We start from the raw sequence: 23,469 nt of genomic DNA on the forward strand, positions 1-23,469 counted from the left end.
GTACGTCAGCGCTCAGCGCCCACCAAGTACGGCATCTATATCAGCCGCGTCATGACGTTCACGCAGCTGGTTTTCCTCTTTGCCCCATGTTGTATTTACGATACGGCCGCGTCGCACGGCTGGTCGTTCAGCGATCTCATTGGCCCAGCGCATTACGTGTGTGTAGGTATGTGCCTCCAGGAACTCGGCAGCATTGTAGACTTTGTTAAGCACCAAAGCGCCATACCAGGGCCAGATGGCAATATCAGCTATGGTATAGCTGTCACCGGCAATAAAGCGATTGTCTTTCAACTGGCGATTGAGGACATCCAACTGTCTTTTGATCTCCATCGTGAACCGATCAATCGGATACTGCCACTGCTCGGGTGCGTAGCAGTAAAAATGTCCAAATCCTCCACCCAGATAAGGCGCGGACCCCATCTGCCAGAACAGCCAGTTAAGTGTTTCGGTCCGTGCAGCCGGCTCTGAGGGCAATAATTCACCAAACTTTTCCGCCAGATAGAGCAGGATGGAACCTGACTCAAAAACGCGCTGTGCGGGCTGTGCACTGGTGTCCAGCAATGCCGGTATTTTGGAGTTTGGGTTAATCCCCACAAACCCGCTGCCAAACTGATCTCCCTCGGTGATGTTGATCAGAAAGGCGTCATATTCCGCGCCTGCATGGCCCAGTGCCAACAACTCCTCCAGCATGATGGTTGCCTTTACACCATTGGGTGTACCCAGCGAGTAAAGCTGCAGCGGGTGTTTACCGATGGGCAGTGGTTTTTCATGCGTCGCTCCAGCTATTGGCCGATTGATACTGGTAAAGCGGCCACCGCTTTGTTTGTCCCATTTCCATACAGCTGGTGGCGTGTAACTTGCCGGGTTGTTTTTAGACGGCATAACAGACTCCTTACTTTTTCCCTAACCGGATTACAACAGTGTATGCGTTGTAAAACAATCACTGATGAATACATAACGTTACGCACCGGTTTTCAGCCTGGACTGGACAATTGCACAAAATCGGTGAAGAATGAGTTTAGAGACACGCTGGATTGATTAAACCAATTACAATATTACTATCTGAGCGGGTGTCCTGATTGTCATGATGACGCACGACCAAAGTCAGCTCGATACCGACCAGCAGGCATTGCTGGATCTGGTGGCAGAAGTACTGCCCTCTACTGTCTGGATAGCAAGCGCAGACGGCAAGATCTCCTACATCTCTTCTGATATCAGCGACAAGACCGGCGAACCACCTTCTGTCCTGCTGGGAGATGGGTGGACTCGAACAATTCACCCAGATGACCTGAATGACATTCTTATCAAGTGGCACGCCAGCGTGCAGAGCGGCGCGCCATACGATACTCGGTTTCGCCTCCTGTCTGTCAACTCAGGTGATTATGAATGGCATGAGGCACATGCCCGTGCACAGCGTGATACAACAGGCACCATTATTCGATGGGTCGGCACCACCACAAACACGCACGCTCGCGTTTCAGCCGAAACACGACTGACATTAGATAGGGAAATCGGAGAACTGGAGGCGCGGGTACTTGCGAAAATCAGCCGTGATGATCCGCTTAACGACATTCTGGATGAGATTACCCTCGCCGTTGATCACACAATGTCAGGTGCTCGCTCCTCCATACTGCTGGTCGCGGACGGTTACATCACGCAGTGTTCCGCCCCCGCCCTGCCCAAAGCCTTGTGTCAGGAACTCAGCGGGCTGGAAATTGGTGAGTCGGCCGGATCCTGTGGCACTGCCGCCTACAGACGCGAGACTGTCATTGTAACGGATATTCGAACGGATCCGCTCTGGACGAACTACCAGCACATGATTGAGGGCACCCCCCTGAGGGCATGCTGGTCTGTGCCAGTGCTCGATACAGAAGGCAAATGTATCGCCACCTTTGCCGTCTATTTTGACTCCCCAAGGTCGCCAGCCTATGAAGAACTGAAGACTATCGAACGCATAGCGAAATTCGTCCGACTTGCAATCGAGCGCAGCCAGCAACACCAGGCACTGAAGCTTCAAGAAGAGCGACTTAAAATTATTACACAAGGCACCCATGATATCGTCTGGGATTGGGATATCGTGAATGACTCCCTGTGGTGGAGTGACGGCATCAAGGTCCAATTCGGATACGATCCGGCTGAACTGACAGCAAGCTCCGACGCCTGGCTGAAACTGATTCATCCCGATGACCTGCAGCAGCTCCAAATCAGCGTACAACGCGCGTTTGATGGCGACCTGGATCACTGGCAGGGCGAATATCGCATGCGACACAAAGATGGCAAGTACCGGTACGTGCTGGACCGAGGCCATATCATCAGAGATCAGACGGGCAAACCAATCCGTGCGATTGGTTCACTAATCGATATTAGTGAACGCAGGGCCATGGAGGAGAAACTACATCATGCCCAACGGCTTGATTCGATCGGCAAACTGACGGGCGGTATTGCCCATGATTTCAATAATCTTTTGACTGTCATCCTTGGTAACTCAGAGTTACTGGCAATGGAGCTGACATCCAATCCTTCACTCTTGGCGCTGGCTGAGATTACACAAACTGCTGCGACACGCGGCGCGGAGTTGACCAACAGATTACTTGCATTTGCAAGGCGTCAGCCACTTGACCCAAGCGTAACGGACATCAATCGCCTGGTCAGCAACTTTGAACCGCTATTAAGGCGGACTCTCGGCGAAAGTATTGAGATTGAAGTCGTTCAACGTGCAGGCCTCTGGCGCGCCATGGTTGATTCATCTCAACTTGAAAACGCCATTCTTAACCTTGCCATCAATGCCCGGGATGCCATGCCGGCGGGCGGCCGCTTAACCATAGAGACTGCGAATGTCGCCGTCGATGACCACTATGCTGATCTGAACGACTTGAATGCAGGCCAATACGTGCAGCTCGCCATCTCCGACACAGGCACGGGGATGGATGCCGACACGACCGCCCATGCCTTTGATCCCTTCTTTACAACGAAAGCCACAGGCAAGGGTAGTGGCCTTGGTCTTGCCATGGTGTATGGGTTTGTCCGGCAGTCGAATGGCCATGCCAGGATCTATTCTGAACCTGGGCACGGTACAACTGTAAAGTTGTACCTGCCCCGCTCGTATGAAATTGACCATGACGACGCAGCGGTTTCAAACACATCCGGCATCATTACCGGACATGAGAAAATATTGTTGGTGGAAGACAACGACCTGGTTCGTCGTCACGTGGAAGGCTTGCTGAAATCATTGGGCTACAGCGTCTTAAGCGCCAGCAATGGCGCAGATGCAATCGTGATACTGGAGCAGGATTCGAGTATCGACATGATATTAACTGACGTCGTCATGCCAGGTGGCATAAGCGGCAAGGTGCTGGCCGACAGGGCCCAGGCCATACGACCGGGTCTGCCAGTTCTGTTTACGTCGGGGTATACCGAAAATGCCATTGTTCACCACGGTCGTCTGGACCCTGGCGTGCAACTGCTACAAAAACCCTTTCGCCGCCAGGAGCTTGCGAGCAAAGTTCGACGCGTGCTCTCCAGCGGCAATCGTTGACTCTTACCAAAGGCTGCGTTTGGTCAGTTGCAGATTGGTTCTCGAACCGTCCGGCTGCTCGATGTGAATGGTGAACGTGTCGCCATCCAGTGTATAACCCAGCGAGCGCATGCCGGTCTCACCGACATTGTTGAAATGCACATGATTGTCCATGATCATGGCCAGCTCCATTTTCATGGGCTCGGGCGTACGAGGCTGAAAGCCCGGATTGAACTGCTGCAAATGTAATACCAGCGAGCCATCTACTTCTTCAATGGTGATCATCTCGAACATGCTGGTGCCATTGGGACCAGTCATACGGACCATTGCGGCGATGGAGCCACCTTCAGCGCCAATCCAGTTCTCTTCCAGCACATTCGGGCCCAGCTGACCGGCATAGTTGCCCGTCATCCAGTCCAGGTCTTCGATTGTCGCCGCTGGTGGCTGTGCCAGGGCAAAACTCGCGCCCAGCCCCAGAATAGCCGCTGCACACCAGGACGTCAGTTGGGTGATTTTCATGTTGATCTCCATTCGGTTGTTGTTACTGTGCTCAAATCGTATCCGATACGCTCAGCGTTTGACAGTCCACAAGTCACTAATGCCATAATCGGACGCTTGGATGATGATCAACATGGTGGAACAACAATGAAATATCGTTATATAGGCAACAGTGGATTGCGTGTCAGCCCCATTTGCATGGGCACCATGAGTTTTGGCAGCTGGAGCGACGAAGCAGAATCTTTTCGTATCCTGGACAAGGCGTACGAGCGTGGTATCAATTTCTACGATACCGCCGAGGTCTATCCAGTACCGCCGCGCAAGGAGACCGTTGGCGACACCGAGACCATTTTTGGCAAATGGATCAAGACCCGCAACCGCGATTCCCTGATCATCGCGACCAAAGTCGCCGGCGCCGCTTCTGGCTGGTTTGTGCCGCCAATCCGCCACGGCCTGACGGCCATTGATCGTCATCACATTGAGCGCGCCGTTGAAGGCAGCCTGAAACGCATGGGCATTGATTACATTGATCTCTACCAGGTGCACTGGCCCGATACCGTGGTACCGATTGAGGAATCCATGGCGGCACTGGATCGGCTGGTAGAATCGGGCAAGGTCCGCTATCTGGGCACATCGAACGAAAACGCCTATGGACTTACCAAAGCCAATACAGTGGCCCACTACGAAGGTCTGGCGCGCTTCCAGTCAATACAGAACAACTTTTCCTTGCTGCATCGCCGCTTTCTGGATGAGCTCGCCACCGTCTGCCGTCGCGAAAAAGTATCGCTGCTGCCCTACTCGCCAATTGGGGGCGGTGTGCTCAGCGGCAAGTACAATACTGACAATTATCCGGAAGTGGCTCGTTTCAGCGAGTATCTCAAGCTGGAAAACCCGCGCCAGCGTGCCATGGCTGACCGCTTCCTGAATCCCGGAACGCTGGCCGCCACGGCCCGCTATATAGAGATTGCCAAAGAAGCTGGTATCACACCAACCACATTGGCGACTGCCTGGAGCATGAACTTTGATTTCGTGGCATCCACCATCATTGGCGCGCGCACCGCAGATCAGCTTGATGACTCACTGGCGGCACTGGATGTGACCCTGAGCGAAGAAACGCTCAAGGCCTGCGACCAGGTCCATAAAGATATCCCCTACCCCATGGGCTGAGGATATAACACCGTCACGGACGCGAGCAGGCCGGCAGGCCCTCGCGATCCGGCGTCGTGAATGCACATCCATAGCTGTCCTGCGCGACGGCCTCAGGATCAAGCACCACATCACCGGCGGGTTTGGGCCCACCATTGACCCAGATCAGCCAGTCGCTCAGCGCAGTGCGAATTTCGTCAGCCGAGAAATCGCAGTGACCGGGCGCCCGGATCGCGCGCTGCACCAGCAGCTCATCATTGCCATTACGAATCGCACCCTGCCGGTAGAGCTGCTGGTGCCGAAACGGCACATAGAAATCACCCAGGGTATGCAGTGTCAGCACCGGGACTGAAAAGTCGCCGTGTATCTCCGGCAGCCAGCGCACGCCATCATTGCGGATGGCATTGACACCGCGGGCAGCCTCTTCCCGCATCATGATGTCATTGAATGACACTTCCATTTCGGTCGGACTTGTATTGTCAGTCCAGCGATAAACACGATCGGCGTTATCGTAAACATTGCGATCGAGAATCCCGCGCACAGAGCCGTCATCCCCTCCGCTGCCCATGACAGTGTATTGATAGCGGGACTGGAAGCCGTACTCAAAGATGGGCCGGTCACCGCCTGTCAGATTCATGGCCATGGCCATCAGGCGCTCACCATTGATATTGGCTGGCTCCCAGGTGGACTGGCCAGTGGCCGGATCAATCACGAACAGATTGCGGACTACCGGACCAGGGGCATCGGGCGTGCCAACCAGCTGTGGGAACTCTGAATATGGCAGATAACTGAATCCGGCCAACGTCATGGCCAGTCGATTGTAGTCCCCCAGCCATTGAAACTGGTTCTGTTCCGCCTGACAGAATGGTGCGGCACCGGCATAGGGCACCGGATACAGGGTGCGCTGCATATTTTCCCGCTCTACAGCGGCAGCAGCCGTATGTCCGCCCAGCGACGTGCCGGAAATCAGGTACTGAGCGGGCTCGGCAAGCTGCTGTTGCCAGTCGCGCTGCAGATAGCTGGTAAGCTCACGCGCCAGCTTGTTGGTATCTTCAATACCGGCGCGTACATCATAATAGTTGGCCGAGTAGGATGAAGCGGCCCAGGCATAACCAGCCGCCAGCACTGCCTCGCGAAACGCGGCAGGTGGCAAGGATGGCGCCAGCTCAGCCCCCGTCCCACGATACCCGTGGGTGTACATGACCAGACCGTCGCCGTCCCAGCCAGCGGGGAACTCTGCGGTGTAAACAGCTGAACCCTGCAAACCCTCATAGGTGCCATAAAACGCCCGTGCGCCGGGCTGCGCATCAAAGGCCAGCACAGCCATAGGCGCGAATGTCCGTGCATCATGCTCTCTCTGCCCGGTCATGCCGCCGCCTGCACAGGCGGTCAGAATCGTGGCACTGACAGCCATGGCCAGCAGTTGAGATTTACGGTTGGTTGTGCCATTGAGGGTCATGTCGTAGTTCCTGTCTGAGGCTAGCCGGGGGCTGACATTTGAGGTTCATCGCTCCGGGCAAGCATTATTATTGTGGATGCGGGCCAGTATATGGCTCGCCCCGTCAAATTGCCAATTGGCCCAGCGTCATACGTGACTAAGGGCATGTTTGCATGGGCGACGCTTCGGGTTATGATGCTCGACCTGACTGAGTGACCTGAGCATCAATGCTGATTCAACTGTACCGCCACATCCAGCGCAATATCAAAGAAGACGGCCTGATCGTAAGCAGTTCCCGATTTCTGGTATCGGCCATGCTGAAGCGGGTGGATTTCTCCCGTAACCTGCGTATTCTCGAAATTGGCAGTGGCCGTGGCGCCATTACCGATCAGCTGATTCAACGCATGTCGAACGGTTCAAGTTTGGACATCTGTGAAATCAAGTCTGAGTACAACGACTCGATTCACCGCCTGATGGCATCCCATCCGGATAAACAGGTCGCTCTCTATAACAGCTGTGTGACCCAGCTGCTGACCCGCCCCGGCCACTATGACGTGATCATTTCCTCATTGCCATTGAAGAATTTTGAGGATGCAGCCAGCGCCAACGCCTTCCTGTACCAGATACTGAATGCTGTGCAGTATGGTCTCAGGGAAGGCGGCCTGTACCTGCAATATCAATACTTCAAGAGCAACCAGAGCGATATCGAGCAGGTTTTTGGCAAATCCATGGATGATGTCAGCTTCGTGCCTCTGAATATCCTGCCAGCTTTTGTGTATCAAATGTCCAAGCCAGCAGCCATGGCAACGCCGGCTGTACTCGATCGGGCGCCTCTTAATGAAAGCTCGTGAGTCATGAAACCGTGCAGGCATCCGTCCCACTGAAAGCCAACAACGACCAAGCGGATCGCTGAAACTCCATGGAAAAAGAAAAACTTGAACACCTGAACTTTTTTGGCCTGTACACCTGGCTGGGACTGGTGACGATCTGCCTGTCACTGTACTTCTTTCGACCCGACCTGTTTGAACCCCAGTTTATCCGTCAGTTCTTCAGTGAAAATCTGGTCAGTGGACTGTTTATTTATTTCGTGATCTCTACACTGCGCGGCTTTACGCTGATCCCCTCCACGCCAATTGTGCTGGCGGGCATCCTGGTATTTCCGCCCCTGCCGCTATGGCTGGTCAATCAGCTGGCCGTATACACATCGTCTGCAATTGTGTACTACATGGCACGACATTTACGATTCGATCGCTACTTTCATGCGCATTATCCAAAACAGGTCGCTCAGCTGAGCGGGCTCCTCAAGAAAGCAGAGCTGACGGTGATCTCCACCTGGGGGTTCCTGCCGTTTGTGCCCAGCGACATGATTGTTTATGTGTGCAGTGTTCTGCGCGTCAGTGTCTGGAAAACCCTGTTCGGCATTTCGATCGGGGAAGGTGTTATCTGCGCCATTTACATTTTTGGCGGTGCCTACAGCCTGAATGCTATTCTGCAGTACTTTGCCGGGTGACCTGCGCGGCGGCACCGCCGCGCGCTCAGTCCTTGAAATACACCATTTGATGAGATGTGGCCAGCAGCTCACCTTCTGGTGACCAGACCTCTGCGCTTTGATCGAAGAACCCGTCGCGGTAAGCCTGCGCGCGCGCGACACCCAGAAGGTGTCTGCTGCCCACTCGGCCAAGTGTTTGGCTGTCAGCATGAAAGTATGAAGTCAGTGTTACGGTACCGATGGGAGACCAGCGCTGGCGTCGTATCATGACCCTGGGAAAGAACACATCACAGATGGATGCCAGCGCCGGGAAATCCAGTGGCCGCTCTGGCACATCGCGCACCCAGAGTTGAGATGCGCCATTTTCCCTTTCCGGCTCGGTAAACGTTTTCGGAAGTGAATCGTCGCTATAACGCAGATCGTAACGATGCGTGAACTCCGGGCGTTTGTCCCAGTTCATGGCAGCTACCGATTCCGGCGCCGGCGCATCAGGAAACTTCGCATCTGTGCCGGACCACGTCGGGCGACGAATGGCGAACACAGCTGTCGCCATGGCCACCAGTTTGTCGTCCTGAATGGCATTGATAAGCCAATGCTGTGTGGACCTATTGGTACGAACCGGGCGCGCCTCAATACGGAAAGCCCCATCAGCAATCGGTGCAGCAAAGTGCACGGTCTGCGATACGGGTTCACCTAAACGTTCCTCATGCAGCAGAGCCGCATTCAGCAGTTGCGCCGCAGTTATACCGCCAAATGGCCCGACAGCGTTGGCGTAGCCCGGATGTGTACTGGCGGCAAACATGCCCGGCGCCACGGGTTGCATAGCTATAGCTTCATCCAGCGGATGCATTCCTGTCTCCTGTTTCCCTGTGACCCTGTATCACGTGCACGCGATTACATATGAGCGTCCGACCAGCCCTCTGCAATCATTTCACGTATGACTTCAATGGCTTCCTGGTCATTCTGCACGTAGGCCGATTTCAGAAATTCGTCGGCATCCACACCACTATCGGCACCACTGATGGAGTCGCGCCGGTAACGGAATCGCACCAATAGCTCACCGGCGCCCGCCGACTCAATGCGCGTTACACTCTCGGCATGCATGGGTTGATCGCGACCGTCGATCAGCGTTCTGATCTCCCGGTCTTCGATGACAGTAACCACATCGGTAAACTCCAGTTCACCGGCAAAGATCCGGCGCGTAAACCCCTCAGCATGTTCATCAACAAGCCGACACTTGATGGCCGGATTGAAGTGGCCCGGATAACGTGCGCGAAACAGCAAACCCTTCCATAAGGACTCGCGGGAAATTCGCTGATGATCAGGCTGCCCTTTCTCATTAATGACAATGGTATGTTCGAAATCCAGCACCTGGGCCCCCTTTGACTTAATCGAATGGCAATAATACACAATCAGGCCTGAGCGAGCCCGCTTTCAGCCCTGTCATTTGCAATCCATCAACCCACGGCTTGGCAGCCGCCACCTTGCCCGCGTATTATCCATGGCCTGCCTATAGCACAGTTGATGACCCTGCATGACGTAACAGGAGTAAATACCCATGGCCATCTGGAAGCGCACACCCTCACTGGAACGGCTTGCCGAGAACGCTAAAAACACCGCTGTCGCCCACCTTGGCATAGAAATTACAGAGATTGGCGATGATTTTCTGACCGGGCGTATGCCCGTTGACCATCGCACAGTGCAACCACATCGTATTCTTCACGGTGGCGCCTCGGTGCTGTTTGCCGAAACGCTGGGCAGCATGGCCGCGAATCTGTGCCTTGGCTCTGAGACTCAGGCAGCGGTTGGTCTCGACATCAATGCCAACCATCTCCGCCCTGTCAGCAGCGGCTGGGTGTATGGCACGGCCCGCCCGGTTCATATCGGAGCCACCACACAGGTGTGGGAAATCAAGATCAGTAATGAAGCAGGCAAGGCAGTGTGCATTTCGCGCCTGACCATGGCAGTAATCAAGGCACGTTAGAACCAATTCGGGATTGAATACACCCACCCCCTCGGTTATTGTTTGGCAGCGGCCTAACAATAACACAGGGTACTTAGATGGAAGCTCTCGTCAACACGATCAATAATATCGTCTGGAGTCCGGCACTGGTGTTCCTGTGCCTGGGTGCCGGTCTCTTCTACTCCATCCTCACTCGCTTCGCCCAGCTTCGACATTTCAAAGAGATGTGGCGCCTGCTGTTTCAGGGCAGTGAATCAGCCGAGGGCATTTCATCTTTCCAGGCGTTGGCGGTTTCCCTGTCGGGTCGTGTTGGCGTCGGCAACATTGCAGGCGTCGCGGCAGCCATAGGATTCGGCGGGCCCGGCGCTGTTTTCTGGATGTGGGTCGTGGCATTCCTCGGGGCGAGCACAGCCTATGCAGAATCCACATTGGGCCAGCTCTATAAAGTCGAGGAAGATGGCCAGTATCGGGGTGGCCCTGCCTATTACTTCGAGCGATGTCTTGGACAGCGCTGGCTGGCCGTCCTGTTTGCAATTGCCGCCATTGTGGCCTGTGGTGTGTTTCTGCCGGGTGTTCAGGCCAATGCCGTCGGCAATGCCGTCACTCAGGTTTTTGGCGAGGGCAACATTGTTTCGACCCAGTTTGGCGACGTTGGCACCAATAAACTGGTGGCGCTGGCAGTCATCCTGATGATCCTGGCATTTATCATTTTTGGCGGCATCAAGCGTATTGCCCATTTTACCCAGATCGTTGTTCCGTTCATGGCGCTGGGTTACATCATCATGGCGCTAATCATCGTGTTCATCAATTTTGACCAGATTCCGGGTGTATTTGCGCTGATCGTGGGCGATGCGTTTACTGCCCAGGCCGGTTTTGGCGCGGCAATAGGCTGGGGCGTGAGACGCGGCATCTATTCAAATGAGGCTGGCCAGGGAACCGGGCCGCATGCTGCCTCTGCAGCTGAAGTCGACCACCCGGCCCAACAGGGCCTGGTGCAGGCATTCTCCGTGTATGTCGACACGCTGTTTGTCTGCTCGGCAACCGCATTCATGATACTGATCACTGAACAATACAATATTCAGGGCACCCTGGAAGCCGGTCAGTTTGTCCTGCAGAATGTGCCTGCTGACACCGAGATAGCCTCTGCCGCCTTTACACAGATGGCGCTGTTCAGTGTGTTTGGTAACTTTGGCCCCGTCTTTGTGGGCATTTCCCTGTTCTTCTTTGCCTTCACCACCATACTCGCCTACTACTACATCGCCGAGACGAATGCAGCCTACCTCAATCGCTATTTCAAGGCTCGCATCCCACTGGTTCTGGTCAAAGTTGTGATCATGATGATGGTCAGCTATGGCATGGTGAACAGTGCAGGTTATATCTGGATGATTGGTGACATTGGCGTGGGCCTGATGGCCTGGATTAATATCGTTGGCATCCTGGCCATCTTTTTTGTGTCAGGGCCTGCCATGGCATGCCTCAAGGACTATGAGGAGCAGCGCGCTGCTGGCGGCCCCATTCATTTCGACCCCAGAAAGCTTGGCATCAAGAACGCGACTTTCTGGGAGCAGCGCATGGACAAGCAGGTAAAGCAGGCTGAAGAACAGGCTGATGGTGAGACCCGGCACTGATTTAACATCAGTGCCTTATGCCGGAGCTGAGCTCAGATAACTGGCAATGCCATTGAGCAGCATCTGCACCGATACAGAAATGAGGATCATGCCCATCAGGCGCTCGATGGCCTTCAAACCACGGGCGCCCAGCACCTTGTAAAGTCGCTGCGACATCATCAGGATGATGGCCGTGACAGTCCACGCGCCACCCAGCGCGATCAGCCAGTCAACACTGCGGTCGGGGCCGGATTCGGCGAGTAGAATGAGCGTAGCAAGCACCGATGGGCCAGCAATCAGGGGAACCGCGAGTGGCACGACCAATGGTTCGCCATCATCGTCATCGGAGCCCATGACACCGCCCCGCGACGGGAAAATCATACGTACGGCTATGATCATCAGTACCAGACCGCCGCCGATGGAAACGGCCTCGCGTGACAGGGCCAGCAAATGCAGAATGCCTGGCCCCATGAAGAGAAACAACAGCATAAGCCCCAGGGCGATCAGCAGCTCGCGCAGCAGGACTCGCCTGCGACGTTGCTCAGGCACCCTCGACAGCACGCTGAGGAATATGGGTATATTGCCCAGAGGATCCATAATCAGAAACAGAGTGACAGCAGCAGCGAACGTTTCCATGTACAAGATCACTATGTGTGTAGTGGCTGAAACCGTTATCTTACGCCGGTCTGTAAAAAATTCCCACGGATTTTATGATTACTGCTACCATACCGCCTCATCAGACATGGCTGGCGGATACGTATGCCTGCGCTTTTCAGGGACTGGAGACATTGCGACCACTGGTAGTTGACCTCGACGGCACGCTGATTCATACCGATATGTTGCACGAATCAGCATTGAAGGTGTTCCGGGAATCACCCTGGAGCGCCTTGCTGCTGCCTGTCTGGTTGCTGCAGGGAAAAGCCGTCTTGAAACAACGATTGGCGCAGCGCACCGCGTTCAACGCTGGCGTCCTGCCCTATAACCAGACGCTGATTGACTGGTTGCGCGAACAAAAGCAGCTGGGTCGTGAGATCGTGCTGTGCACCGCATCCGACCAGCGTTTCGCAGAGGCTATCGCTGAGCAGCTGGGGCTGTTCGACAGCGTGCTGGCCAGCGACGGTCAGACAAACCTGTCGGGGCGACAAAAAGCTCAGGCACTGGTTGATCGCTATGGCGAACAGGGATTTGACTATGCAGGCAATTCAACCAAAGACCTGCCTGTCTGGGCCAGCGCGCATCAGGCTGTTGTGGTGAATGCCTCCACGGCAGTCACCGAACGCGCCCAACAGTGTGCGCGCGTAGAGACGGTATTCCCTCCTGCACCCACCGGTATCATGGCCTGGCTGAAAGTAGTTCGTGCTCACCAGTGGCTGAAAAACCTTCTGCTATTTTTTCCGGCTATCGCCGCACACGACCTCAACGACCCGGCGATTCTGGGGGTCCTGGCTTTGGCGTTCTGCTCATTCAGCCTCTGTGCGTCAGCGGTTTACATTACCAATGACCTGACTGACCTGGAGAGTGATCGCCTGCATCCACGCAAGCGCAACCGTCCCTTTGCATCAGGTGCGATTGCAGCCTGGAAAGGTGTGCTGCTGTCACCCATGTTGCTACTCGGCAGCGTTGTGATCGGAAGCCTGGTAAGCATGGAGTTTCTAGGCTGGCTGGCAGTATATTTCCTGCTGACGCTGGCCTACTCATTCGGACTCAAGCGCCTGATGATCGTCGACTGCCTCGTGTTGGCAATGCTGTACACGCTGCGAATTATCGCCGGCGCGGCAGCCTCCGAAAATGCCCTGACCTTCTGGCTGTTGACCGAGTCCGTTTTCCTGTTTTTGTCGCTTGCTTTTGTCAAACGCTATGCGGAACTGAAACTGCAGTCGAAGGCGGGTGCCAGTCAGGCACATGGTCGCGGCTACCTGACCAGCGACGCGCCGCTGATTCAGAACCTCGGGATCAGTGCAGGATTCATTGCGGTGCTGGTACTGGCACTTTACCTGAATAGCGACTCCGTGCTTGGCCTTTACCAGAATACGGCGTTGGTTTGGGCCGCCATCCCTATCCTGCTGTTCTGGATCAGCTGGATGTGGATGCAGGCTAACCGCGGCAATATGAACGACGATCCCCTGGTTTTTGCCGTGAAAGACAAGACAAGTCTGATGGCAGGCGCGGCGTTTGCTCTGGTTCTGGCGCTGGCAACACTGGGGTGGCCATGATAAAACTCAGCTCCTGGGGCCGCCTTAGCCGTCAGCCGCATACCTGTATTGCCTTAAACGACCGCAGCAGCGTGGCAGGCCAGCTTGAACAGTTCCAGCCCGGCATTTGTTATGGCATGGGGCGCAGTTACGGGGATGTGTGCCTGAACAGAGAGGGAATAAGCTGGCAGACTCGCGGTCTGGACCGCCTGATTGAATTCGATGCAGAGACTGGCGTGCTCGTCTGCGAATCAGGAGCCCTGCTAAAGGAAATCCAGGATCTGATGGTACCCCGAGGCTGGATGCTGCCGGTGACACCTGGTACCCAGCTGATCACCGTGGGGGGAGCAATCGCCAATGATGTTCATGGTAAAAACCATCATGTGCACGGCACCTTCGGCGAGCATGTGCAGGAGCTGATTCTGCAGCGCACCGATGGCCAGCTGCTGCGCTGCAGCTCTGCGGAAAATGCCGATATGTTCCGGGCCACCATCGGAGGCCTTGGATTAACGGGCGTCATTCTGCAGGCAAGCCTGAAGCTGCGGCCGGTCGGCTCCGCCTGGCTGGACACAGACACACTGGCTTACCAGTCGCTACCCGAATTTTTTGAACTGTCGCAGGCGTCGGAGGCAGACTGGGAACATACTGTATCCTGGATCGACTGCCTGTCCGGGGACACGCCAAGGGGCATTTTTCTGCGAGCGAACCACCGGGAACAGGTACCCCCTGATCATAAATCACAGTCTTCACGAAAAAAATCAGGCCTGCAGATGCCATTGGTCCCACCAGTGTCTCTGGTCAACCGTCTTAGCCTGCGGCCCTTCAACACTGCCTACTACGCGCTTAACAAACGCAAAGAGGGTGCCGGTATCGCACATTACCAGCCATTTTTTTATCCACTTGATGCAATCGGTCACTGGAACAGAATGTACGGCCCACGCGGCTTCTATCAGTACCAGTGTGTGGTGCCAGAGGACAACATGCATGGAGCGATAGGCGAAATGCTGACTGCCATTGCCCGCAGCGGTCAGGGTTCTTTTCTGGCTGTACTAAAAACATTTGGCAAGCGGCCAGCGGCCGGCCTGCTGAGTTTCCCTATGCCAGGCGCGACACTGGCGCTGGACTTCCCCAATCAGGGGCAAAAAACACTTTCATTGTTTACCAGGCTGGATGACATCGTCAGTCAGGCTGGCGGCCGCCTTTATGCTGCCAAAGACGCACGCATGCCGGCGGATATGTTCCTGCGCGCGTACCCTGCTTTGTCCGAATTCACTAACTACCGAGATCCTGGCATCAGTTCCGACATGTCACGTCGGCTGATGGGCAGTTAAAACAACGGTACGGAGAACTCCACTCATGAGCAGTCCCTCTGCCAATAAAGTACAGCGAATTGTCATCGTCGGCGCCACCTCGGCAATAGCCGAACGTTGCGCCAGATGCTGGGCCGAACAGGGCGCCACGCACTTCTACCTGCTGGCCCGTAATCAGGAGAAGCTGTCGGCAATTGCGGCAGATTTGAAAGTACGACAACCGCAGGCGGAAATCGTCACAGCCGTTGGCGATTTTGTTGACCCTGCAGCCATACAGTCGCAGGTAACTGAAATCATGACGCAGGCGGCAGATATCGTGCTGATTGCGCATGGCAATCTTCCTGACCAGCAGCAGTGCCAGGCCTCACTTTCAGAGACTGCCGAGGCCATACAGATTAATGGCATTTCTCCGGTGTTATTCGCCGAGGCGTTTGCGACATTAATGAGTCAGGCAGATCGTGGCACTCTGGCAGTCATTGGTTCAGTTGCGGGTGACCGGGGACGAAAGTCCAATTATGTTTATGGTTCGGCAAAAGGCCTGGTGACCCGCTATGTGCAGGGTCTGCAACACCGCACTGCCGGCTCCGGGTTTAAAGTGGTGCTGGTAAAACCAGGCCCGACGGACACCCCCATGACTGCGCATCTGAAGCAGAATGGCGCCGCACTGGCCAGCGTAGAGGATGTCGCTGACGACATCGTAAACGGCATAGCAAAAGGCAAACCGGTAATCTACACGCCATCAAAATGGGCGTTGATCATGATGATCATTCGCCATCTGCCACGTTTTATTTTCAACAGAATGGATATCTGATCTCATGCAATTGCAATGGATGCGCCGCAATCCCGCGATGACCGCTGCCTGGTCGTTCGCAATCATTATTGTCCTGCTTGCCGTCATCGGCGCAATTCGTGCGTTTTCGGTAGTGCCGTACTGGGACATGTGGGGTGGCACGCTTGGTTTCTACATCGCCGCTGCGCTGGACGGTAATTCGGCGGCTTGGTGGGCACAACACAATGAGCACCGCATCGTACTGTCGCGACTCTTGTTCTGGCTGGACTATGCCCTGTTCGGCGGGACCAGCGTATTTCTCATCATCATGAACTTCGTGATTGTTGGTCTGGCATTGCTGACCTTTTACCGTATCGTCAGACAACGCATGAGGGATGTGTCTGGCGGCAATCAGTCAGCAGACGTCACGGTATGGGCTGCCATGGCCTTCCTGGTCGCCTGGCTCTACCACTGGATGCAGTGGGAAAATCTGGCCTGGGGATTTCAGAGCCAGTTCTTTCTGGCACAGTTGCTGCCACTGGTCGCTCTTTATTTGTTAAGCGCTGCGCGACAGGCTGACGCGGCTGGGCGCAATCGTTTTGTCCTGGCCTGCATCACTGGGTTTGCGTGTATAGGTACCATGGCAAACGGCGTCATTGCCCTGCCACTGATGACAGTGTATGCCCTGCTCACACGTTTCCCATGGCAGCGCAGTCTGACTCTTGCCCTGCTTACCCTGTTCGCATTATCGCTGTATTTTTATGGCTATAGCTCGCCAGGCAATCATGGTTCGATTCTGGAAACCTTTCTGCGTCAGCCCGATGACCTCGTCTACTATGTTTTACTCTACCTTGGTACGCCGTTCTACTTCCTGACCGGCGGTGATGTCGGCATGCGCTTTGCCGCCGTAGGCACTGCGGTGATGGCGGCACTGACCGTTTACGCTCTGGTTAAAAGCCTGCGCTCTCCGACGCAGAACCTGCTTGCACTGGCGCTGGTGTTTTACATTGCGTACATCGCTGGCACGGCGCTGGGAACCGGTGGTGGTCGACTGGTGTTCGGCGTAGAACAGGCTGCCACTAACCGCTACACCACACCTGCGTTGATGGCATGGGCAGCATTGCTGGTGCTTTTTCTGCCTGCGGTGGAGCGTGCCTGGCGGCAATACCGGCCGGTGGCGCTGATCGCGATAGTCTGCCTCGGCGCAGCCATGCTATGGCGTCAGACACTTGCTCTGCAGCCACAACAGCAAGTGGTATTCAACCGCGAAGTGGCTGCGCTCGCATTGGAACTCAGAGTGAGGGATGAGCAACAGATCAACTCGGTATATGTCATGGACCAGGGATTGTTCAATACCGTTGCAGTCGCTTCGGAATATAATATCGGCATATTTGATCGCTTCCCATGGCGGGATCTGGCACCGCAACTGGGGGATATTGTTCGAGCTGGTGAAGCGGCAAGCTGTCAGGGACATATTGATCAGGTCAGCGCCATTGATGGTGATACCAACTACCTGCGTGTTGACGGCTGGCTCTTCAGCAACACTGAGGACAGCGCGCCTCAACTCATTCAGATACGTAACCCGATCGGAGAAATAAGCGGCTTTGCGCTCACTGGCCAGCCGCGCCCGGACGTCGCCGAAGCAGTTGACGACGACGCTGGACGCTCAGGCTTCCGTGGTTATATTCGCCGTGAATACAGCCAGCCACAAATGATACTCAGTGGTGTTGATGTCGGCTGCGACTTGCAGGTCGACATACCTGCCACTTTGTTAGAGTAAATACAATGACAGCTCAGCCCTCTGAAAAAGACAATTCAGTAAAGTTTGGCACGGAGGCCAGAATAGTGCTCCCCGGCGGCGCCGGCCTGGTCGGCCAGAACCTGGTAGCAAGGCTGCGCGACCAGGGCTTCCACAATATTGTCGTGCTGGACAAACATGAAGCAAATCTGAGCATCCTGCGCCAGGTTCAGCCGGAAATTTGCTGTGAATATGCAGACCTGGCTGAGCCAGGTCCCTGGCAGGAGCACGTTCGCAGCGCAGATGTCGTTGTCATGCTGCAGGCGCAGATCGGTGGGCTGCATTACGACGAATTCATTCGCAATAACGTCACAGCAACCGAGCTGATTCTTGAGTCGATAAAGGACGCTACCGAACAACCCTACCTGGTGCATATCAGCTCTTCGGTAGTCGAGTCGGTAGCCGACGACTTTTATACGCGCAGCAAGCGCGCGCAGGAGCAATTGATTCTCGATAGCGGTATCACTTGTCCCATTTTACGGCCAACACTGATGTTTGGATGGTTTGACCGAAAACACCTGGGCTGGCTCTCACGTTTCATGCAAAAAGTACCGGTTTTCCCTATCCCAAGTCACGGCCGCTATATGCGACAGCCTCTCTACGTTGGCGATTTTTGCGATATCATCATCAGCTGTATTCGCAGCCGCCATGAACAGGGTATCTACAATATTTCCGGGCATGAAAAAATCGACTATATCGACATGATTCGCCTGATAAAGCGGGTTACGGGCAGCAAGACACGCATCATCAAGATCCCCTACCGGCTGTTCTACGCCTTGCTGTGGGTGTGGGCCCTGTTCGATCGCAAACCGCCATTTACTACCCAACAGTTAGAGGCACTGGTCGCCCGGGACGAGTTCGAGGTCATAGACTGGCCTGAACTGTTTGGTGTTCAGTTCACGCCTTTTGCACAGGCACTCGAAGAAACCTTTCACGATTCACGTTACAGCGACATAGTACTGGAGTTTTAAATGCGGATAGCCGTCATTGGCGCCGGCCCGATGGGCCTGGCCGCAGCCTACCAATTGACACGCGACGGCCATCAGGTGGTTGTCTACGAGGCGGATGACCGTCTTGGCGGCATGACGGCGAGTTTCGATTTCTCGGGTCTGAGTATTGAACGTTATTACCACTTTCACTGCACCTCGGACCGCGGCTTTTTGCAGATGCTGGATGAACTCGGCATTGCGTCGTCGATGCGCTGGACTGAAACGCGCATGGGGTACTGGTACGGTGGTTTGTTGCAGGACTGGGGCAACCCGGTGGCCCTGCTCAAATTCAGGGGACTTGGACTGCTCGGCAAACTACGCTACGGGCTGCACGCTTTCGCTTCAACCAAACGTCGTGACTGGCAGCCACTGGATCGTGTCGAGGCCAGTGGCTGGATCAAACGCTGGGTGGGTACGGCGGCCTGGGACGTATTGTGGCGCACACTGTTTGACTACAAGTTTTATCAGTACGCAGACAACCTTTCGGCTGCCTGGATATGGAGCAGAATCAACCGCGTTGGCCGATCACGATACAGCCTGATGCGGGAAAAACTGGGTTATCTGGAGGGTGGATCCGAGACACTGCTGCAGGCGATGGCAGCGGCCATTAAAGCAGCTGGCGGGGAAATCCACCTGTCCTGCCCTGTACAGCAGGTGGTCAGCGCAGACTCCGGTCAGTCGGTCGCAGGGATTCAGCTGACTGGTGACAAATTTGAAGCCTTTGACCGGGTAGTCAGCACCATACCGCTGCCATTTGTGCCAAGGCTGATCCCGGACCTGCCTGCTGAAGTACAACAGCAGTATCAGGCCCTGAACAATATCGCCGTGGTCTGTGTGATCGTCAAACTGGACCAGCCGCTTAGCGACAAGTTCTGGCTGAATATCAACGACCCTGAGATGGACATCCCGGGACTCGTTGAATACAGCAATCTGCGTCCTCTGGATCAGCATGTGGTCTATGTGCCATTTTACCTGCCTGGCGATCATCCCAAGTTTCAGGAGCCAGACAGCAACTTCATAAACAAGGTAAAAAGCTACCTGAGAACAATCAATCCGGGATTAACGGACGACAGCTTTATTGATATACGCGCCAGCCGGTATCGCTACGCGCAGCCAGTCTGTCAGCCGGGTTTCCTGGACAGCCTGCCACCCTACCGCAGCTGCATCGACGGACTGTGGGTAGCAGACACTTCCTACTACTATCCCTACGACCGCGGCATTTCTGAAAGCATAGACTTTGGCCGCAGGCTGGGCCGCGAAGCCGGCAATACCGGGAACAGTCAATGATCAGACAGTTTGCTTCACGTCAATTTCTGATTTTTCTGGCCACCGGCGGCACTGCAGCGCTAGTCAATTTTGTTTCCCGTATCATTTACGACCAGTGGCTTGCATTCTCCACGTCCGTATTACTTGCTTACATGACGGGCATGGTGACTGCCTATGTGCTGGCCCGCGCATTCGTGTTCAAGACCAGCGTTCAACCTCTGTATCGATCGATTGCCTTTTTTGTGCTGGTCAATGTCCTGGCCATTGTGCAGACCTGGGCCATCAGCCTGCTGATGCTCTACCAGGTGCTGCCCGCGTTGCAAATTGACCTGCTCGCGCCAGAGCTGGCGCATGCTACCGGCATCGTGGTGCCTGTATTCACCAGTTACCTCGGGCACAAATACTGGTCATTCCGCTCCGGTTAAAGCTGACAGCCAGCGTCCTTTCAGCATACACTGCAAGGTTCAGTTTTCTGGATTGTTTTGCCAGGTTAGAGCGCTATGTTGTTACCCGTTGTTGCAGTTGTTTCCGGTTTGCTGGTGCTGGTCTGGAGTGCAGACCGCTTTGTTGATGGCGCCGCCAGTGCAGCCAGACATTTCAACGTGCCCGCCCTGCTTATCGGTATCGTCATTATCGGATTCGGTACCTCAGCCCCAGAAATGGTGGTCTCCGCGCTTGCCTCATCGCAAGGTAATCCGGGTATCGCACTGGGTAACGCCTACGGCTCTAATATCACCAACATCGGTCTGATTCTGGGCATCACCGCAGTGCTGGCACCGATTGCTGTAGATTCGCAGGTCCTGCGCCGCACACTGCCTCTGTTGACCATCGTGACCCTGCTGTCTGCTGTGCTGATGCTTGATGACAATATCAGCCGCATTGACGCAATCATCCTGCTGGTGCTGTTTGCCGTTTTGATGGCGCTCACCATCATTCAGGGCATGAAGGATCAAAAACGCCCGGTTCACGATGCCTGGGCGGATGACGTCAGCGAGGCCACTGCCCACCCGATGCCGCTCAAAACGGCCATCATCTGGGTTGTTGTTGGACTCATACTGCTGATTGCCAGCTCCCGACTGCTGGTCTGGGGTGCGGTAACAATCGCGCAGAGTCTTGGTGTCAGCGACCTCATCATCGGCCTGACGATAATCGCCGTGGGTACCTCACTGCCCGAACTGGCCTCATCCATCATCGCCGCTCGTAAAGGCGAACATGACATGGCCGTTGGCAACATCCTCGGATCCAACCTGTTTAACACGCTTGCGGTGGTGGGTATTGCCGGTGCCATCCACCCAATGGCGGTGGGTCACGAGGTGCTGACGCGTGACATGCTGGTCATGGTAGGACTCACCCTGTCACTGTTCGTATTCGGTTTCGGTTTCAAGCGCCGTCAGGGTTGTATCAATCGATGGGAAGGCGCTATTCTTGTGGCGGTTTATCTGATGTACACCGCCTGGCTGGTCCGGACAGCATTTGCCTGACGCGGTGTGTGGTCCTTTTGATCCGGGAACAATAATAAAACATGACACTTCATATCCTGTCGCCAGGATCTCTCCTGCGACCCTTCCTGGCGACCTGCCTGATAGTCATCAGTTCGCTTTTGAATCATACCGCTCTGGCTCAAACACCCTTTACCACTCAGGTAGATGAGGAGCTGCTAAGACAGGTATTCCCGGCTGCCAGCAGCTTTAGCGCAAAAGCAGGTGAACCACCCGTGTTCACCGCTTATGGCACCTCCCAGGGTTCCGAGCCGCCGCCTGTGCTTGGTTATGTCTTCCAGACATCCGACCTGCCACCTGAGGAGATCGGCTTCAGCGCGCCGATTGAGGTGCTGGTGGGTCTGGACAACTCGGCCACAGTGACCGCTATCAAGGTTCTCGACTACCACGAATCATTTCGCTCAAGTCGTGGTGACTTTATGGGAGGGCCGGTTTTCCATGGTCAATTCCGCCAGAAACCACTTAGTGACGACTTCCGCGTGGGGCGGGACATCGACGGCGTTTCCCGGGCAACCATCACTAGCTGGGCAACCACCCGCGGCGTATACAACGCGGCGCGACGTGTGGCCGCCGTTTACCTACCCGACAGTGGTGTGACTGCCCAAGCCGATGACGCCGAGCGAGTGCGCACCATTCTCGAACCGCTGAGCTGGCAGGACATGCTCGACACAGGCCTGATCAGACAGCTTAAGCACGATTACCCCGATGGCACACAACTGACCTTGTCGATGACCTATATGGGCAATGAAGTGCTGGGTGAAATTCTTGTCGGGCTGGATGCCTACTCGACTGCAGAGCGCGCCGCCAGCGCCCGCTTTGACGACGGCCGGCTGTTTCTGGTGGGCATAGCGGGCAATGCATCCGATCCCTTCCGTCAGGAGCGTTTATCCATCACGCAGGGAGATACCGTTTATCCGATGCCGCGACTGCGCACGGTCTATGCCGGCAGTGCGAACGCCGGCAAAATTGCGGAGATGGAGAACGGCACGTTTGCGGTTGCCATGGTGCTGGATCCAGCGATGGATTTCAGCCAACCGTTTACTGTCTACTACGATCCGGAGAATGGACAGCCTCCTGCCAGTGCAGACGTCGAGATTCTGGGCGTTCAGCGCAATCTGGCGCTGGGGCAGGAAGTGCCTGACCCGAACGCGCAGTTGGCAGCAGACTCGGGCAGTGATACCAACTGGGTACGGGTTGCCGGATTGATCGCCATACTCAGCCTGGTCACGCTCACCTTCTGGCGGAAAAGTGCAAAACTGCGCTGGGTCACGCTGTCTGCAACCCTGGTTTATCTTGGCTTTGTTACCGGCGGATTTCTGTCAGTCTCGCATATCACCAATACCATCAACCTTGGTCCATCGATGATTCTCAGCGATACGCCTTTGCTGATCATGGTCCTGTTTACGCTGATCACAACGCTGATATGGGGGCGCATCTTCTGTTCGACGGTCTGCCCATTCGGTGCTTTACAGGATTTTATTACCCGCTTGAGCCCAAAGCGCTGGCAGATTACCGTACCTGCACACATCCATGACAAAGCGATCTATCTGAAATATGCATTCCTTGGCCTTATCGTGGTGATGGCTATCGTGCAGGGCAGCGTCAGCATTTTTCAGTACTTTGAACCCTTCGGCACACTCTTTTTCTACAGCACCTCACTGGTATTGTGGGCGATCCTGATTGCCATCCTGTTGGCCTCAGTTGTGATCAAGCGCTTTTACTGCCGCTACGTATGCCCGCTGGGCGCCGCACTCGGTGTGCTTTCACTGATCAGCCTGAAACGCATCAAACGCGTCCCGCAATGCACAGCCTGCAAAGTCTGCGAACACAGCTGTCCAACCGGAGCGATCCGCAGGGAGGCAATCGATTTCAAGGAGTGCGTGCGCTGTGACGTTTGTGAAGCAAAACTGATTCAACGCGCAGGGGTATGCCGGCACTCAGTTGAGTCGCTGCAGCTGCGTGGCGTGATAGCACGCGGCTGAGCAGCAACG

Annotated in this window: 21 protein-coding genes; 15 read left to right on the forward strand and 6 right to left on the reverse strand. The window is 55.2% G+C overall.

Annotation, left to right across the window (positions count from 1 at the left end):
• Positions 1-12: 12 nt before the first annotated feature.
• The gene (gene yghU / locus LVD14_RS00240) at positions 13-882 is read right to left on the reverse strand and encodes a glutathione-dependent disulfide-bond oxidoreductase (RefSeq protein WP_237132020.1); all 870 of its coding nucleotides are present in this window, start codon (positions 880-882) and stop codon (positions 13-15) included.
• Positions 883-1,084: 202 nt separating this feature from the next.
• On the opposite strand from yghU, the gene LVD14_RS00245 reads away from it, so the two are divergent.
• Positions 1,085-3,535: a PAS domain-containing protein gene (locus tag LVD14_RS00245; RefSeq protein ID WP_237132021.1), complete on the forward strand. Its 2,451-nt coding sequence runs from the start codon at positions 1,085-1,087 to the stop codon at positions 3,533-3,535.
• Between the two features lie 3 nt (positions 3,536-3,538).
• Here LVD14_RS00245 and LVD14_RS00250 read toward each other — a convergent pair whose 3' ends face one another.
• Complete coding sequence (locus LVD14_RS00250; protein ID WP_237132022.1) at positions 3,539-4,033, reverse strand: DUF6265 family protein; 495 nt, start codon at positions 4,031-4,033, stop codon at positions 3,539-3,541.
• Between the two features lie 126 nt (positions 4,034-4,159).
• Between LVD14_RS00250 and LVD14_RS00255 the strand changes: the two genes are divergently transcribed.
• Positions 4,160-5,179 carry an aldo/keto reductase gene (locus LVD14_RS00255; RefSeq protein WP_237132023.1) on the forward strand — a complete coding sequence of 340 codons (1,020 nt, stop codon included), beginning with the start codon at positions 4,160-4,162 and terminating at the stop codon, positions 5,177-5,179.
• A 13-nt stretch (positions 5,180-5,192) separates the two neighbouring features.
• Here the strand turns inward: LVD14_RS00255 and LVD14_RS00260 are convergent, their stop codons facing one another.
• The gene (locus LVD14_RS00260) at positions 5,193-6,617 is read right to left on the reverse strand and encodes an alpha/beta hydrolase (RefSeq protein WP_237132024.1); all 1,425 of its coding nucleotides are present in this window, start codon (positions 6,615-6,617) and stop codon (positions 5,193-5,195) included.
• A gap of 206 nt (positions 6,618-6,823) precedes the next feature.
• Between LVD14_RS00260 and LVD14_RS00265 the strand changes: the two genes are divergently transcribed.
• Positions 6,824-7,447 carry a class I SAM-dependent methyltransferase gene (locus tag LVD14_RS00265; RefSeq protein WP_237132025.1) on the forward strand — a complete coding sequence of 208 codons (624 nt, stop codon included), beginning with the start codon at positions 6,824-6,826 and terminating at the stop codon, positions 7,445-7,447.
• A gap of 68 nt (positions 7,448-7,515) precedes the next feature.
• Complete coding sequence (locus LVD14_RS00270) at positions 7,516-8,106, forward strand: TVP38/TMEM64 family protein (protein ID WP_237132026.1); 591 nt, start codon at positions 7,516-7,518, stop codon at positions 8,104-8,106.
• Between the two features lie 25 nt (positions 8,107-8,131).
• Here the strand turns inward: LVD14_RS00270 and LVD14_RS00275 are convergent, their stop codons facing one another.
• Both LVD14_RS00275 and LVD14_RS00280 read right to left on the reverse strand, forming a co-directional pair.
• Entirely contained in the window at positions 8,132-8,935 is an 804-nt protein-coding gene (locus LVD14_RS00275) for an acyl-CoA thioesterase (protein WP_237132027.1), read from the reverse strand.
• Positions 8,936-8,979: 44 nt separating this feature from the next.
• Positions 8,980-9,456 carry an SRPBCC family protein gene (locus LVD14_RS00280; protein ID WP_237132028.1) on the reverse strand — a complete coding sequence of 159 codons (477 nt, stop codon included), beginning with the start codon at positions 9,454-9,456 and terminating at the stop codon, positions 8,980-8,982.
• Positions 9,457-9,643: 187 nt separating this feature from the next.
• Between LVD14_RS00280 and LVD14_RS00285 the strand changes: the two genes are divergently transcribed.
• Positions 9,644-10,069 (forward strand): hotdog fold thioesterase, encoded by a 426-nt coding sequence (locus LVD14_RS00285; RefSeq protein WP_237132029.1) that lies wholly within the window; start codon positions 9,644-9,646, stop codon positions 10,067-10,069.
• A gap of 77 nt (positions 10,070-10,146) precedes the next feature.
• On the forward strand, positions 10,147-11,676 hold the full coding sequence (locus LVD14_RS00290) for an alanine/glycine:cation symporter family protein (RefSeq protein ID WP_237132030.1): 1,530 nt from the start codon (positions 10,147-10,149) through the stop codon (positions 11,674-11,676).
• A 15-nt stretch (positions 11,677-11,691) separates the two neighbouring features.
• Here LVD14_RS00290 and LVD14_RS00295 read toward each other — a convergent pair whose 3' ends face one another.
• Positions 11,692-12,291, reverse strand: coding sequence for a YhgN family NAAT transporter (locus LVD14_RS00295; RefSeq protein WP_237132031.1), 600 nt, complete (start codon positions 12,289-12,291; stop codon positions 11,692-11,694).
• A 74-nt stretch (positions 12,292-12,365) separates the two neighbouring features.
• On the opposite strand from LVD14_RS00295, the gene LVD14_RS00300 reads away from it, so the two are divergent.
• From LVD14_RS00300 to LVD14_RS00340, 9 genes are all read left to right on the forward strand, one after another.
• Complete coding sequence (locus LVD14_RS00300) at positions 12,366-13,868, forward strand: UbiA family prenyltransferase (protein ID WP_272907145.1); 1,503 nt, start codon at positions 12,366-12,368, stop codon at positions 13,866-13,868.
• Entirely contained in the window at positions 13,865-15,178 is a 1,314-nt protein-coding gene (locus LVD14_RS00305; protein WP_237132032.1) for an FAD-dependent oxidoreductase, read from the forward strand. The genes LVD14_RS00300 and LVD14_RS00305 overlap by 4 nt, the downstream gene beginning before the upstream one ends.
• Before the next feature lie 25 nt (positions 15,179-15,203).
• Entirely contained in the window at positions 15,204-15,968 is a 765-nt protein-coding gene (locus LVD14_RS00310) for an SDR family NAD(P)-dependent oxidoreductase (protein WP_237132033.1), read from the forward strand.
• Between the two features lie 4 nt (positions 15,969-15,972).
• Positions 15,973-17,706 (forward strand): hypothetical protein, encoded by a 1,734-nt coding sequence (locus tag LVD14_RS00315; protein ID WP_237132034.1) that lies wholly within the window; start codon positions 15,973-15,975, stop codon positions 17,704-17,706.
• 5 nt (positions 17,707-17,711) lie between these two features.
• Positions 17,712-18,695, forward strand: coding sequence for an NAD-dependent epimerase/dehydratase family protein (locus LVD14_RS00320; protein ID WP_237132035.1), 984 nt, complete (start codon positions 17,712-17,714; stop codon positions 18,693-18,695).
• The gene (locus tag LVD14_RS00325; RefSeq protein ID WP_237132036.1) at positions 18,696-20,000 is read left to right on the forward strand and encodes an NAD(P)/FAD-dependent oxidoreductase; all 1,305 of its coding nucleotides are present in this window, start codon (positions 18,696-18,698) and stop codon (positions 19,998-20,000) included. It begins immediately after the preceding gene.
• The gene (locus tag LVD14_RS00330; RefSeq protein ID WP_237132037.1) at positions 19,997-20,404 is read left to right on the forward strand and encodes a GtrA family protein; all 408 of its coding nucleotides are present in this window, start codon (positions 19,997-19,999) and stop codon (positions 20,402-20,404) included. The genes LVD14_RS00325 and LVD14_RS00330 overlap by 4 nt, the downstream gene beginning before the upstream one ends.
• Before the next feature lie 75 nt (positions 20,405-20,479).
• Positions 20,480-21,460, forward strand: a complete 981-nt coding sequence (locus tag LVD14_RS00335) for a calcium/sodium antiporter (RefSeq protein ID WP_237132038.1) — start codon at positions 20,480-20,482, stop codon at positions 21,458-21,460.
• A 41-nt stretch (positions 21,461-21,501) separates the two neighbouring features.
• The gene (locus tag LVD14_RS00340; RefSeq protein WP_237132039.1) at positions 21,502-23,460 is read left to right on the forward strand and encodes a NosR/NirI family protein; all 1,959 of its coding nucleotides are present in this window, start codon (positions 21,502-21,504) and stop codon (positions 23,458-23,460) included.
• Positions 23,461-23,469: the final 9 nt, after the last annotated feature.

This window comes from Pseudohongiella sp. O18 (assembly GCF_021729085.1).
In the GTDB taxonomy this organism is placed as follows: domain Bacteria; phylum Pseudomonadota; class Gammaproteobacteria; order Pseudomonadales; family Pseudohongiellaceae; genus Pseudohongiella.